The organism is Peptoniphilus grossensis (assembly GCF_001940285.1).
In the GTDB taxonomy this organism is placed as follows: domain Bacteria; phylum Bacillota; class Clostridia; order Tissierellales; family Peptoniphilaceae; genus Peptoniphilus_A; species Peptoniphilus_A faecalis.
The window spans coordinates 1,539,214-1,554,237 of the sequence record NZ_MJIH01000001.1 but is presented as its reverse complement, the minus strand read 5'-3'; the positions used below and the strand labels follow the sequence as shown (position 1 = coordinate 1,554,237).

13 protein-coding genes and 2 pseudogenes are annotated in these 15,024 nt (G+C 27.9%); 8 read left to right on the top strand and 7 right to left on the bottom strand.

Annotated features, from left to right (window positions below; all coding sequences use genetic code 11):
* Positions 1-50 precede the first annotated feature (50 nt).
* Together BIV18_RS07490 and BIV18_RS10675 are read left to right on the top strand one after the other, a co-directional pair.
* Entirely contained in the window at positions 51-992 is a 942-nt protein-coding gene (locus BIV18_RS07490; RefSeq protein ID WP_075660006.1) for a LysR substrate-binding domain-containing protein, read from the top strand.
* A gap of 122 nt (positions 993-1,114) precedes the next feature.
* Positions 1,115-1,276, top strand: coding sequence for a hypothetical protein (locus BIV18_RS10675; RefSeq protein WP_178385782.1), 162 nt, complete (start codon positions 1,115-1,117; stop codon positions 1,274-1,276).
* A gap of 166 nt (positions 1,277-1,442) precedes the next feature.
* Here BIV18_RS10675 and BIV18_RS07485 read toward each other — a convergent pair whose 3' ends face one another.
* Entirely contained in the window at positions 1,443-2,303 is an 861-nt protein-coding gene (locus tag BIV18_RS07485) for a MerR family transcriptional regulator (RefSeq protein ID WP_075660005.1), read from the bottom strand.
* Positions 2,304-2,857: 554 nt separating this feature from the next.
* Between BIV18_RS07485 and BIV18_RS07480 the strand changes: the two genes are divergently transcribed.
* Positions 2,858-3,991, top strand: coding sequence for a cation diffusion facilitator family transporter (locus BIV18_RS07480; protein ID WP_075660004.1), 1,134 nt, complete (start codon positions 2,858-2,860; stop codon positions 3,989-3,991).
* Positions 3,992-4,374: 383 nt separating this feature from the next.
* Here BIV18_RS07480 and BIV18_RS07475 read toward each other — a convergent pair whose 3' ends face one another.
* Positions 4,375-5,667, bottom strand: a complete 1,293-nt coding sequence (locus BIV18_RS07475; RefSeq protein ID WP_075660003.1) for a HAMP domain-containing sensor histidine kinase — start codon at positions 5,665-5,667, stop codon at positions 4,375-4,377.
* Positions 5,668-6,369 (bottom strand): response regulator transcription factor, encoded by a 702-nt coding sequence (locus BIV18_RS07470; protein WP_075660002.1) that lies wholly within the window; start codon positions 6,367-6,369, stop codon positions 5,668-5,670.
* Between the two features lie 151 nt (positions 6,370-6,520).
* On the opposite strand from BIV18_RS07470, the pseudogene BIV18_RS07465 reads away from it, so the two are divergent.
* The 5 genes and pseudogenes from BIV18_RS07465 to BIV18_RS07445 all read left to right on the top strand — a co-directional run bounded on the left by BIV18_RS07465 (position 6,521) and on the right by BIV18_RS07445 (position 11,151).
* Positions 6,521-7,419: pseudogene (locus BIV18_RS07465) on the top strand (ATP-binding cassette domain-containing protein).
* On the top strand, positions 7,419-8,171 hold the full coding sequence (locus BIV18_RS07460) for a hypothetical protein (protein WP_075660001.1): 753 nt from the start codon (positions 7,419-7,421) through the stop codon (positions 8,169-8,171). The pseudogene BIV18_RS07465 and the gene BIV18_RS07460 overlap by 1 nt, the downstream one beginning before the upstream one ends.
* A gap of 10 nt (positions 8,172-8,181) precedes the next feature.
* On the top strand, positions 8,182-8,898 hold the full coding sequence (locus tag BIV18_RS07455) for an ABC transporter permease (protein WP_075660000.1): 717 nt from the start codon (positions 8,182-8,184) through the stop codon (positions 8,896-8,898).
* A gap of 837 nt (positions 8,899-9,735) precedes the next feature.
* A complete protein-coding gene (locus tag BIV18_RS07450) occupies positions 9,736-10,665 on the top strand; it encodes a hypothetical protein (protein WP_075659999.1) in 930 nt (309 codons plus the stop codon).
* Between the two features lie 15 nt (positions 10,666-10,680).
* A complete protein-coding gene (locus BIV18_RS07445) occupies positions 10,681-11,151 on the top strand; it encodes a hypothetical protein (protein WP_075659998.1) in 471 nt (156 codons plus the stop codon).
* Between the two features lie 173 nt (positions 11,152-11,324).
* Here BIV18_RS07445 and BIV18_RS11455 read toward each other — a convergent pair whose 3' ends face one another.
* From BIV18_RS11455 to BIV18_RS10670, 4 genes and pseudogenes are all read right to left on the bottom strand, one after another.
* Positions 11,325-11,717: a hypothetical protein gene (locus BIV18_RS11455; RefSeq protein WP_235860815.1), complete on the bottom strand. Its 393-nt coding sequence runs from the start codon at positions 11,715-11,717 to the stop codon at positions 11,325-11,327.
* 449 nt (positions 11,718-12,166) lie between these two features.
* The gene (locus BIV18_RS07435; RefSeq protein ID WP_083635556.1) at positions 12,167-13,327 is read right to left on the bottom strand and encodes an ISL3 family transposase; all 1,161 of its coding nucleotides are present in this window, start codon (positions 13,325-13,327) and stop codon (positions 12,167-12,169) included.
* A gap of 143 nt (positions 13,328-13,470) precedes the next feature.
* Positions 13,471-14,583: pseudogene (locus tag BIV18_RS07430) on the bottom strand (recombinase family protein); the annotation flags it as partial.
* Positions 14,584-14,638: 55 nt separating this feature from the next.
* On the bottom strand, positions 14,639-14,776 hold the full coding sequence (locus BIV18_RS10670) for a hypothetical protein (RefSeq protein ID WP_178385781.1): 138 nt from the start codon (positions 14,774-14,776) through the stop codon (positions 14,639-14,641).
* Positions 14,777-15,024 lie beyond the last annotated feature (248 nt).

Below are 15,024 nucleotides of genomic sequence, written 5' to 3'. Positions count from 1 at the left end.
ATACTGATTATTGTATGATGTTATATTAATTTAATTATATAGGAGTTCTTATGTTTAATTATAATGATTATATTTACGCTGTTTATTTAAATAAAAGTTTTTCAAAAGCTGCGAAATCTCTTTTTATCTCTCAACCAGCCTTAAGTAGTACCGTTAAAAAAGTTGAGGACGAATTAGGCGTTATCTTATTTGACAGAAAATCTAATCCAATTGAACTTACTGAAGCAGGAAGAATTTATATTAAATCAATTGAACAAGTTATGAATTTAGAAAAATTAACTAGAGAAAATCTTGCGAAAATTTCAAACTCCAAACAAAATACTTTTACACTTTGTGGACCTACCTATTTTTGCACTTACATTTTTCCTGATTTAATTGAAAAATATTCAGAGATAGATCCCGAAATAAAAATTAAAGTTGTAGAAATAGGAACTGGCGAGATTGAAGATTTTTTAAAATGCAATTTGGCTGATTTAGGTGTATGTGTGGAAAATTTAAATTTAAAAATTTTTAATAAAGATATATGGTTTGAAGAAGAGCTAATCCTCGCTGTACCTAAATCAAATCCCGTAAATTTAGGCATTGAAAAATTTACCTTAAAGCCTGAAGAAATTATGAATTTAGGTATTAGAAATAATAAAAATTATTTAGATTTAAAAGTTTTTAAAGATGAAAAGTTCATTTTCTTAAAAGAGGGAAATGATCTTCACGATAGAGCTATGAATATTTGTTACGAGTATGGATTCATACCAAATATTTTAATGTATATGGACCAGCTTCAAACTTCTTATGAAGTGGCTAAGGCTGGAAAAGGCATTGTTTTTATAAGGGACAGAATGGCTGAATACGATAAATTTAATGATTCTTTATATTTTTATAAGATAAAAAGTAAGTATTCTAAAAGAAATGTAAATTTATTTTTTCTTAAAAATAAAGCCCTTTCCAATAAAGAAAAAAAATTTATTAAATTCCTAAAAGATTTTCAGATTTAATCCAATATATAAAAAACTAAATAATCTTGCAAAGGAAAAAATTTACATCTTTGAATAGTGTGTACTATAGGTGGTTATATGACCTCGCAGGAGCTGAAATAAATTCAATTGAAGCTATATAAATGCACCTAGTTTCAGAAAATGACAGTCTATACTTCGTAAATAGTAAGAACAAAGCTGTTAAATATAAAACAGATACCCTTTGCGATCTCACAATAATAGGCAGCAAGTCTCGCTCAATCCCAGCTGCGGCATCTATTCTTGGAAATATAATAAATATGTAATAAAAAGTTGTATCAAAAAAAGCACAACTTTTTATTATGATATTATGTTAATTAGAATTCTTACATAAGCTTCTATATTCCTCATAATTTAAGACATTTCAATTTCTTAATTGTATATTAATTAAATCATACTTAAAGTCCACAACCCTATTCCCAAAATACATTTTTATCTAGAATAAGAACTTTTTTCTTTTAAATATTTTTTATTGGCTTGTATTAATTTCTTATAATATTCATCATAGGATTTACTAAATTTTCTAATGAGTGGAATTGCAATCTCATAATATCCATTGTCCACCATGTATTTTTGAAATCTATCTTGTATTTTCTTAACCTCACTATTCAAATACTCATCACTTTTTTTATATTTTTCATAGTCAAAAATAAATTTTTCATTATCTTTAAACCATTTTTTTATATTATTCACTGCTTCAATCTTTGATTCATTAATTTTTTCTAAATCTGCCATAGAAAAAGATTTAGTTAATTTTTCAATGTATTTACCTTCGTCATTAGACAATTGAAATTCTGGTAAATTATCTAAGTACTCTATATATTTTTCAAAGGCTTTTTTCCCATCTTCTTCTAGATTTTCATTTAAAAATATCTTGTAGGCTGAAAATAAAACTTGTCCAAAATAGCCCGGAAATTTATCCATTAATCTTTCATAAATAGTTTTATTAGTTTCTAACAAATCAAGTTTTTTATTTATCGTAGCTTGCTCTTCTCCCTTGATTATAAGTTCAAGAATTTCTTTCTTTTTTTCTTCAATATTTAATTCAAATTCCTTATTCCTTAAAATCGTAGATAATGAAGAATCTTGTGAATGTAGTATTCCTTTAATTTCAGCTACACTTAATCCAACTTTAGAAAGTACAGAAATTTTTTTTAAAATTTTAATATCTTTATCACTGTAATCTCTATACCCATTCTCAAGTCTTTTGGGATTAATTAGTCCTCTTTCTTCATAATATTTAATAGCCTTTCTTGTAAGACCCGTCCTGTTTTGAACTTCACTTATAATCATAATATCCCTCCTCTATTTAAAGGATATCACCGTCCCTAAGGGACTAGTCAAATACTAAAATTTATTATTTAACTTACCGGCAAATATCACTTTTCCAAAAATAATTAGATATTTCTATAATTCTTTAACTTAAAAGATGAATAACAGTATTTTTTCATCCTTATCTTTTCCATTATAATGATTTTAATACATTGTAATAAATTACATAATTTAAAACTGAGTTTGCACTTATAAACTCTTCGATTTCTACAAAGCGATTTTTATTCTTTTTTTATTTGCTCCATGATTGAAAAAATTCCTAAATCATCCTGAGCTTTGAATTTTGGCAAATCAATATTGTCCCAAATATATTGATACTATTAGTTAAAACTATTTTAAAATCAAAAAACAGTACTTGGTTCGCTTAAATGATAAGTGGCATGTCGTTTACTATTTTGTTTATACTATATACTTTTCATTCTTATCCATTCTCTATTCTTTATTTAAACAATAAAATTATGGGTATTAAAAAGGCGTAAAAATTAATCATAAATTTTAAATAAAAAGGGGTTATTATGTCACAAGAGAGTTATGATATTTCAAATATCTTAAAAAATCGTGGAAAGGCAATTATAAAGACAAGCATAATTGCTATTTTAATCAATGTGTTTCTCGCAATATTTAAGACAATTTTAGGTTTATTTGTTAATTCTATTGCACTGATTTTAGATGCTGTGAACAATTTATCTGATGCTCTTTCTTCTGTTGTAACTATCATAGGCGAAAAAATTGCCAGCAAGGCTCCAGACAAAAAGCATCCAATGGGTTATGGAAGGATTGAATACATATCTTCGATGATTATTGCTGCTCTTGTTCTTTACGCTGGAATTACTTCTTTGGTTGAATCTGTGAAGAAAATTTTAAATCCAAGTCCTGCATCCTATACAATACTTTCTATTGTAGTTATTGGTTTGGCAGTTGTCGTAAAATTTATGTTGGGAAATTATGTGAAAGAACAAGGCAAAAAAATTAATTCTACTGCATTAATTGCATCGGGTTCTGATGCTTTATTTGACGCAATTCTCTCTTTTTCTGTATTTTTGTCTGCAATTATTTTTACAATTTGGGGAATTTCTCTTGAAGCTTATATTGGTATAATTATTTCAATTTTCATGATTAAGGCTGGAATTGAAATAATGCTATCAACTGTTGATGATTTAATTGGTCACAGAGCTGATCATGAAATGGTAGAGAGAATAAAAGAGTTAGTTAGTGAAGAAGAACAAGTTCTTGGAGTATACGACTTAGCGCTTTTTAATTACGGTCCTAATAAATACTATTCTTCCCTTCATGTTGAACTTCCAGACAAAATGCAAGTCGATGAGGTTGACATGTTGACAAGAAAATTACAACACAAGATTTATAAAAAAACTGGAGTAATTTTAATTGCTCTCGGTGTATATTCTTTTAATACTAAAGACAAAAAAGCTACAGAAATTAGAAAAACTGTCGAAAAGAAAATTTTATCTCATGATTGGGCTCTACAAGTCCATGGATTTTACTGCGATATCGATAAAAATTCTTTAAGATTTGATGTTGTTTTGAGCTTTGACATTAAAATAGAAGATGCCCTTAAAATAATAAATAAAGAAGTCAAAGGCCTTTATCCAGATTATAAAATTCAAATTGTTCCTGACCTTGATTTATAAAATTAACTTTTAATCTTAAAAACGTGGTTATAATTTGACCCACAAAGTTGTAAAAATACCAGAGTGAGTATAATATTTTCTCTGGTATTTTTGTTCTTTATTACCCAGTTGTAGAAAATTTTTACGCTGCATTTTCTCTTTCTATATTTTTCCATAGAACTTGTTTTAATATTTATGAGTTTTTAGATTTAGCATAAAATCTCCAACCCCTTGACTTCGCCATTGTTCTGTTATTAATCTTCTATCCTTGATATCAATACTATCGTCTCAACATGGCTTGATTGGTCGGTATGGTTATTATTTGAGATTTTTCAAAAGATTTGTATGTGGGAATCAATCTAAACTTAAAATCGAAAAATTATTTAAACTAGCATTTATAAATTTTAAATTAAATCAAAGCGAAATAACACTTTGACACCTGGATAAGTGTTTTCAATTAAAATACTTCCTCCTAAAATTTCCGCTATTTGTTTTGATATAAATAATCCCATTCCATGAGTTGTCACATGACTTATATCCGATTTTTGAACTTTCTCTATTAATTCTTCTTCTATTCCTTGACCTTCATCTTCAATGGAAATTAATATCTTATCATTCAAAGAGTAAGCTGATACTTTTATTATTCCATCTGTATAGGTTAATGAATTCTTCAATACATTTTCTACCATTCTATAAAATAAATTATTATCCATATTTATTTTTGCGTTCTTTAGCTCATTGTCAAAAATTATTTCTCTATCAGGAAATTCATTTAATTTTTCAACTATTAATTTTCTAAGTATAGGTACAGGGTCTGCTATGGTAAATTTATCTTTACTAAGTGAACTAATACTCATTGTCAGATTTAAATCTTCTATTATATTGGAGATTTTTAGTACTTGATCTTGAATTTTCATGATTTCTTCTAAATTTTTATCTTCTTTTATTTCATTTAGCCCCCAAGCTATTTTTGCAAGAGGTGTTCTTATATCATGACTAATTCCCCTAATCCACTTTGCTTGTGTTGATTTCAAGTCGTGATACTTCATATTCGCATCATTTATTGTTTTGGATAGATCTGAAAGTTCACCAACTTCTTCTAACAGATCAAAGTCTTCTTCATAAAGCTCTTCTATTGATTTTTGGACAGGTTCTAACTTTTTAAAGATGCTTTTTACATCAATTTTATACATTAAGTATACTAAAAACAAAAATATCAGCAAAAAGACAGCTGATAACTTTAAGTTAAAGGTAAAACTTCTATAATCCACAAAATTTATTGGAAACTTATCAAAGGAATTTTGTGGATAGCCAAATACTATTAATCCGTCTCCTAATATATAAGTAAAAACAGGATAGTCATTTAAATAGTACCTAGTAAATCTTGCTATATCTGTAATCTCAAATTTATCTTTCACATCATTTGGTTTATTAAAGCTTTCAATTACTTCTCCATCATTATTAATTCTAATTGCCCAAATCTTTCTCTCTTCTAAATATTTTTTGTTTTTTTCGTTTAAATATATCTCACTTTTATTTTTGTCTACAAAATCGAACACTTCATTTGGATAAGGATTATTCGCTCTACTTTTGTAACTAACATAGAGTATACTCAACAACATTACTCCAAGAACAAATAATAACAAAATGATTCGAACAAAAATTTTTGTAAATCTTTTTAAAATATAATTAAGCATTTAAACATCCTCATCAGAAACTAATTTATAGCCTAAACCCCTTATTGTTACTAAAACTTTTGGATTCTTGGGGTCTTCTTCTAATTTTTCTCGTATTCGGTAAATATGAGTAATTAGTGTGTTCTCATAACCGTAAGTTTCTCCCCATACATCATCTAATATTTGATTAATGGATACAATTTTGTTCAGATTGTTTGCCAAAAGATCTAAAATTTGAAATTGCTTAGCCGTTAGGTTTTCTTCCTTATCATCTCTAATTAACATTGCCCTTTGTTTATCAAAGATAACTTTACCTAATCTCACTCTACCCTCAGACATGGAACCGGAACTTCTTCTAAGAACTGCATCTATTCTCCAAAGAAGATCTTCAGGTAAAAAAGGTTTTACTATATAGTCATCTGCCTTACTTTCAAAACCTTCTCTTTTATCTTCAATTCCATCTAAAGCCGATAGAATTATGACAGGTACTCTAGATTTTTTTCTGATTTTCTTTAATAATTCAAAACCACTTCCATCTGGCAACATTAAATCCAAGACGATAAGGTCCAAGTTGCTATTGATGACCTTAAACTCAGCTTCTGCTAAATTTTTTGCAGTTAGAACTTTTTTATATCCCTTACTTATTAAGTATTTATATAAACTTTCCAATAAATCCTTGTCATCATCAATTATTAAAATAGCCTGTTGTCTATTTTCAATCATATTAGTTCTCCTTTTATTTTATTATATAATAACTTTCTTAAATCTCCAGTGAATATTACTCAATATTTCAATTTGTGATGTAAAAGTGATCTTACTGAAATCATGTCTTTATTTTTAATTGCTAAAATACATTTAAGGAAGGTGAAATATTATGAATACCATACTAAAGATTGAAAACTTGAAAAAATTTTATGCAAGTGATTGTGTGTTGGATATTGAAAATCTTGAAATAAAAGAAAGTTCTATCTATGCTTGATTGGACCTAATGGCGCCGGCAAGTCTACACTGATGAAGCTAATTTTAGGCCTTGTAAAAAAAGATTTTGGAAAAATTTTTCTATTTGGAAAAGAATTAAATGAAAAAAATCAAAAAGAGTTCAATAGAGTCCTTGGAGCTTTAATAGAAAATCCATCTTTTTACGAACATCTCACAGGGTACGAAAATTTAGAAATTATTTGTATACTCAAAAATATAAGTAAAAATGAAATCACAAGGACATTAGAACTTGTGGGACTTACAAATGCTGCAAATAAAAAAGCTAAAGAATACTCGCTTGGAATGAAACAAAGACTTGGAATTGGTATCGCTTTAATTGGACATCCCAAAATGTTAATTCTGGATGAACCTATTAATGGACTAGATCCACAGGGGATAGAGGAAATGAGAAATCTATTTAATAATATTGTGACGAATTCTTCCACTAGCATTTTAATTTCATCTCATATCCTAGACGAAATAGAAAAAATATCTACCCATATTGGGATATTAAAAAGTGGAAAATTAATTTATAATGGAAAGCTTTCTGATTATAGAATGATTCATCCTCCATTTATCTCCATTGAAACATCTGATAATATTAAAACCGCTTCCCTGTTAAATCTTTCTCAGAAAAATGTTAAAAATAAAAAACTAATCCTTGGAAAAAAATCTAATGATGAAATTGGAAAAATTGTTCATTATCTACACGGAAAAGTAGACATCTATCGAATCGAAGAAGAAAGGGAAAGTCTTGAAAAACTATTTATAGCAGAAACCAAAGGAGTTAAATAATGAAAAATTTAGAAAGTAAAAAAAATAAAAAGCTAGGAATAAATTTTTTATTGTTTATAATTTTTACATCTCAAACCTTGATTCCAGTAGGAGTTACTTTTTCCAGAACTGCATTAAATTCTACATATTTTTTATATGAGCTTTTAGATGCATATTTTTTTATTAGCTTATTGGTCAATCCAATTTTGATATCTTCATTGGCTAAAAAAGTAATTGAAATTGAAGAGAAAAACAATATGTGGCAATTACAAATTCGCTTGGGAGAAAAAGTTACAGATATTTTATTAAATAAATTTAAAAATTTATCTTCTAAATTACTATTATTGCAGATTATTCAATGGATACTCGTAATTGTTCTTTCAGAAAAATCAAAATATTTTGTTTTTAATATGGACGTTATAATTAGACTTTTGCTTTTATTTATAGCAATCTTGTTTATCAATTTATTTTCCCTTGCTCTATTTATGATCCTTGAAATGAAGACAAAAAAAGTTTATCTTACTTCTTTTTTGTCAATTATTGGAGCATTATCCGGAATCATATGTATGCTAACATCTCGATTGCTAAGCTATATAAATCCTTTTGCTTGGATTTCTTGCCTAATGAATATATCTTATATCAAAGAAGGAGATAAATTTATAAAAATATTAAATCCATTACAATATTATATCACAATAATAGCACTCTTATTTTTAGTAATCAGTATAGTTTACATGAAGAACATGAAAAAATTCCTTTTAGAAAAAGAATAAGGAGGACAAAATGTTAATATTAGAATTAAAGAAAACAAAATTTTTGAACTTATTGTTGGCATCAATTATAATACCATTACTTGCCAATGTTTTCGGATTAATAAATTATCTTAGTAACGTTGAAATATTAGTTCTTGAATGGAAGAGTCTTTGGACACAAGTAACATTGTTTTACTTTTCATTTTTCCTTATACCTCTTATAGCAATAGTCGTAGCAAGTCTATGGTCCGTAGAGCATAAGGCGAATCTTAAGTTAATACGAATTAGCCCAATAAAGAATATATCCTTTATAATCTCTAAGGGAATTTGGTCTTTACTTATCATTGCTTTGACACAGATGTATTTTCTACTTTTATTTTATCTTGAAGGAAAGTTTATTTGTCACTTTTCTGATACAGATTTTGGAATTTACATTTACCATATAAGTCTTAGTATTGTACTTTCAATGCCTATGATTTTTGTTTTTCAATTTTTAGCAATAAAAATAAAATCGCTGGGTATAATAGTTCTTTTATCGACTTTTACATCAATACTAGGCTTTGCTTTAACCACACAAAATATATTTCCTCTCTTAGCAAAGGTCATGGGTCTTAACTACCTCTCCCTATGGCTGAATAATGGAAGGTTTATTAATACACAAACTTTGACTTTATTATTTGCATTTGCTATTGCAGAGATAATTGTATTCTCCTATCTTGCAAACAAATCGTTAAAGTATGAAAAGTAAATATGTAAATGATAGACTAAAAATTGATGGGTGAAGCATACAAATGCATCACCCAATTTTTGCGATAAAAGCTATTTTAATATCGCTTAATATAAGTAGAAGTCTGAAATAGATGATCTATACTCTATTCCTTGACATCAATGCGATACACTCAACGTGGCTTGAGTGGTCAGTATGGATAAATTTTGAAACTTTTCAAAAGCCTCGTATATGGGAATATTTCCATAACTAACATGTGATTTATTATAAGTCTAGAATCTTATTATCTAGTGAAAATTTTAAAAAAATTATTCGTTATTTATCATATTTTCCTTTAAATGAGTTTGTTCTATATGCGTGAAATTTAATTTACATTTCTTATTCTAACACCTTCAAAGTAAATTTTATATTAATTTCTATGAATTTGTATTTATTGTTTGCTTAAATATTTAATTGTTTTTTTTGATTTGAAAGCTGCTAAATTATTATGATTTAATAATTATGGAATAAGTATTATAATACGCTTTATGGCTAATTTCTTCATTCAAAAAACACTTCTTCGTTCTGTATTAAGGAGGTTTATATTGTACTGTTAACTATATTTTAGATCTACTTTTAATTCTTATTAGTCTTATATATGAACTTCAAATACTGACTTAAATGTAATATATGAACTCTATGTCTATATATTTATTTAATAATTATAAAACATTTTTTCAATGTGATTGTTTAAAAAACATTGCTTTTGGATATATATAAAATAAAAGATTATTGTTGTATTTTCATTATCTTGAAAGGAGAATAAATATAAAAAAAATATTTGTGTTTTTATTTACATTGGTTTTATGTGTCCTATCTTTGAATTTTTTCAATTCATGTCATGCATTAAGTGAAAATTTTAATTACTTTGACAACGTTATTTTTGAACCTTTAGATAGCAATGTTATAGAGTGGACTCCTGAAATTGGTCGTAATGACGAACAATTTGTTGATTCTATGATACAAAATAAAATTTCCTTTATACCTTTAGAATATAGGATAAAATATTTTGATGCACTTGAAAATTATTCTAAAAAAATGATTACTATCCCATCTAAAAAATCCAAAATTCCTGAAGTACATATAAATACAGATATTCCATTAGAAATTTCTAAATTTCATAAATCTGAAGCAACTTCCGATTATATTTTTGCTTTGAATTGCTTAAAAACAGATAATGAGGTTCTTAAGCAAACCGTAAATGCAGCTTTCCCTTCTATACCTAAGGAATTAAAAGAACAATATTTTAATTCTTTATCCCAAACATCTAGTATCTCGGCTATTAGAGGTATATTTAGGGTAAATCGACTTCCTATTTCTTATCATTTTTATAATCATTCTCTTACTTCTTCTCCTTCTGACCTAAGATTTAATATTGTAGGTTATCCTGCTCAACTTGTAAATAGATATGATGGATATGGCATTGAATCAAATATAAAACAAGGAATGTATGTTTCCCAATTTAATTTAGATGTGGCAAACTTTGGTTATTCTGGAAATGACGAGTTAAATCAAGATGGATTCCATTTTGAGTTCGCTTTAAACTCAGATTTAGGGCTTGCAATTGATGGTACAACAAACTTATGTTATCATAGAATGTACTATGGTAAAACATTTTTTCGCCTATATGATGTCTATGATTTTAACACTATGTACAATTACCTTATTCAATTTTTAGACCCCATAAATAATACTCATACATTTAATGTGTATATTGATGGACTTGTAATTGAACGTAATTTAGAATAATCCTAGGATATATACATGAATAAAATCAAATTTCCTCATATAAACTATTATAGGCTTATTAAAATAGGAATTTTTCTATTCTTAATCAGTCCTCTAAACTCGGCTTTGGCTATGTTTTTTCAGGGTCCTGCATATCAATGGCCATTTCGAATTTTCTTCATTCTGCTTTCAATTATAGGCTTAATAGTAGGATTTATTCTCTTTTGGTACTTACTTTTCTCAACTTTGTTTTTCTTTTTGAAAAAAGATAGAGAAAACGCAAGAGCCCACTTGGTCTACTTTTTGGTCTTAGCTTTATTGCCCCTTATCCCTATTTTGCATAGTCTATTTTTGGAATTCAGCCAATCCGGTTTACACTCTCTACATGAAATAGAAAAACTTTTTTATCCAGCAGGAGGAAAAGCTTACACAGAATTTTTGCCTGTTCTTTTAGAAGAGCTAAAAAAAATCCTCAATAATCCATCCTATATCATTCCTTACGATTAATATTTAAAACAATAAACTAACAATTAAGCAAAGGATAAAACTTATATTTTGTACTTTGCTTATTTTCTTATTTATGATAATTTATAAAAATGATTGGGACACAAATAAATAAAAAAAGACCTAAGGGTATTTCTTAAACCCAAAAGTCCTTATAAATTGTTTATTTAATTTTGTTAAGAAGAGCCACAGATTCTGAATGCGTTGTCTTTTGATTGGGAACATAATTTTTTATCCTCGTCATTCTTGTAAGAACACAATTTATTATTGTCATTATCTTTAGCATTTTTTCTTTTATCTTTGAAATTATTAGAATTTTGACTATCTTTAATTCCTGTTTTGAAGTAGAATGTTAAGTCATATGGATGAACTGTTCCGTCTTTGTCGATTCTACCCACCACGACTTTATCAACTATGCTTTCAAATACTGTTCTGTTAAATTCCTCTATAATTTCTCTATTTTCTAAGACTTTTTTAAATTGCTTTAATCTTTCTTTAATAGAGTTTTCATCTTTGATAGTTAGCTCTAGTGTTTTCTTTTCATCAAGTAATTCTTCTTTTTGTTTCATAAGTTTTTTATACTTTTTAGCATAAACTTCTTCATCTATACTATCTTCTAAATGGAGATCAACTAACTTTCTTTCTTGACTAATGATTCTATTTAAATGATTTTCTATCTTTTTCAGATCCTTGACTAAAGTATTATCATTTATTTCTTCTTCAACAATTTTTAAAAAGTCATCTATTACTGTTGAATCTGCATGGCATAATTGCCTATAGCTTTCAACAAAAGCTTTTTCTATTGCCGCTTCTTGTATTCCCTTTGAATGAGGACAATATTTCGGCTCTATGTCAAATATTGGGGAGACTCGTTAATTCGAGTCTCTCTTTCCATTAAAAAATCAATACTTAGGCGCTATTAGAATATCAAAACTAAAATAACTAAAAAATTACTAAAAATAGGTATAGCAAACAAAACCCCTAGGGGTTTTGCAAAATTTTCCTGTTTTCCCAACAACTACTTACATGAAAACATGATTCTCTTTCTAAACAAATTGAAATTTTTCATACCAAAACAATTTCTTTTTAAAGTCTTTATCTTAGTATGAGTTCCTTCAAGTGGACCATTAGACCAAGTATAATCAAAAGAATTACATATCTCATCAAACCAGTTATTAAAAGCAGTGATACAAGATTTAAATTCTTTTAAATCAGATTCTTCAGCTCTTCTTATCCATTCCCTTAAAGATTTAGATGCTCTAACTTTATTGGGTTGACTTAGAACATATTGGTAAAACAGTTCCTTTAACCTATATGCTAACTTCAAATCGTTGTTTAAATCAAGCATTAAAGAAACTTCTTTAGCTTGTTCAGTTGTTAAATTAGAAGCAGGTTTTGTAAGTAGACTCCTACTTCTCTTAAAATACTTTCTAAGATTAGAAGAAATATCTTTTTGAATCCTCTTTCTAACATTCTCTAAAGCCCATGAAACTTGTCTTATGAAATGATACCTATCAACTATATGGATAGAAGTTTTAAAGAACCTATTCTTAACAGACTTAAAGGTATTGGACATATCACTTACAAAAAACTTAACTTCTTGTCTCTCCTTGTTAGGAACTTTTTTAAAGTATTTAAACAAAAAGTTCTTATCCCTAGTAGGCAAAATATCAATGACAGAGTGGTTATCACCATTAAGAAGAGAAGTCTGATACTTAAAACCTCCGCTATCTCCCTTAAACTCATCTATACACAATACACTTGAAAGTTTTGCTCTTGAAACACATAAACAATGTAAAATTCTCAAAACAGTATTAGAAGAAACATTATACCTACTAGCAATAGAAGAGCTAGAATGAAGTTCATTAAATTCAGCAACAATAGCAAAAACAAGCCTATAAGTCATAGTATGACCCTTAGCAATAAAATCAAGTTCTCTTTCAAAACGACAACCACAAGACTTACAATCATACCTAGTCTTCTTTAAATGAATAAGACATTTCTTACCATGAATATGAGTATCCTTAATCTCTTGAATCCTATGATCATGAACCCAAATCTTTGTAGAACCACAGTGAGGACAAGTATCCATCTTTGTAACAGAAGCATGAATGTGAACAAATTCCTTATCCTCACAAAAACTATCAAAAATTACATCTTTAAAACCCAACAAATTCATGTTATTATTATTTTGCACTTATATGCACCTCCTAACAAAGTTTGTTGTTATTTTAAGTTTAGGACTAAATGCGTATAAGTGCAATTTTTTTTGCATAAAAATATCTGTTAGAGATTTACTCCCCAACAGATATTATAGAGCCAATATTTCTTACCTTTTTTTGTTGATTTTACACATTGCCAGTTAATTTTTTTATAAATTGAACTAGTGTGCCATGTTCTTCTTGAAAGTATTTCACCACAAAATCCACATTCCAGCATACTTGAAAAAGCGTATTGTCTTGATAGTTTCTCTCTTTTTCTATCCTTATTAGCAATGGCGTTTCTGTTTTGTGCTCTCCTTAGTCTAATCTCCTGTGCCTTTTCAAAGTCTTCTCTTGATATAATTGGCTCGTGATGATTTTCAATGCGGTATTTATCAGATTCACCAAAGTTTGCTAGTCTTCTTTTTGTTATGGGATCAACTGTGAAGGTCTTTCCCATTAGTATATCGCCAATATACTTTTCATTTTTAATTACTCCTAACACTGTAGTGTCAGACCATTTTGTTTTACCTCTAGGGGTGAGATATCCTTGTTCTTCTAGTTCTCTACCAATGACTGAGCCACCATTGCCCTCTAAATATCTTTTAAAGATATACCTAACAATTTTGGCTGCTTCTTCATTTATAGAGATACTTTTTGTTGTAGGATCATAATCGTATCCAAGACAACTTTGAAAACCAATAAGCTCCCCCTTTTCCATTTTAATTTTCAGTCCTTTTTTCACATGGGCTGAGGTATTTTCTACTTCTTGTTGAGCTACTGAACTTAATATTGTTAGTAATAGCTCTCCATCCATTGTCAAAGTATCTATATTTTCTTCTTCAAATACTACACCAACATTATTTTCTTTTAGGAGTCTTACATACTTTAAGGTATCTAATGTGTTTCTAGCAAATCTTGATATAGATTTAGTAATTATCATATCTATATCTCCATTTTGGCAATCACTTATTAGTCTCATAAAATCTGCTCTTTTAGTAGCAGTTGTTCCTGTTGTTGCTTCATCTGCATATATACCAGCCAAAGTCCAGCTCTTATTATTTTTTATTAGATTTGTATAATAATCAACTTGCGATTTATATGATTCAAGCTGGTCTTTACTATCTGTACTTACTCTACAATATGCTGCAACACGTTTTAAATCTAAATCTAGTGCATTTCTATTTCTTGCTCCAGTATTTGAAGCTTTTATTACTTTTACTTTAGTATTCATTTTACCTCCTTCCCATTTTGTATCTTTCTACAGTGTTATTATATCACGAGATTAACTACTTTCTATCTCTCTTCTTATAATCATTTTCTAATCTGTTTTTAATTTTTGTATATTCCTTATCATTAATTAATTTAAGATCATAAAGTCTACATAACATTGCTACTCTCAAACTATAAATCTTTATTGCTTGCATTTTACCTCCTATGTAAGTTATTTTTTTACCTTGATAAGTGGATTAAATTTGAAATATACTAATCTCACATAATCAATTTCAAGAATCTTCACACTTCAAAGTATTTGGATTTTTATAGAAAGATGACAAAATACCCCTCACTTTATAAAGTGAAATTTGCCCTCTTTGGTAACCAGAATTTTTATTTTTTTATAGTATTTTTGAGTTTTAAAGATTAATTTGAACATAAAAAGAGGACTTATGCTACT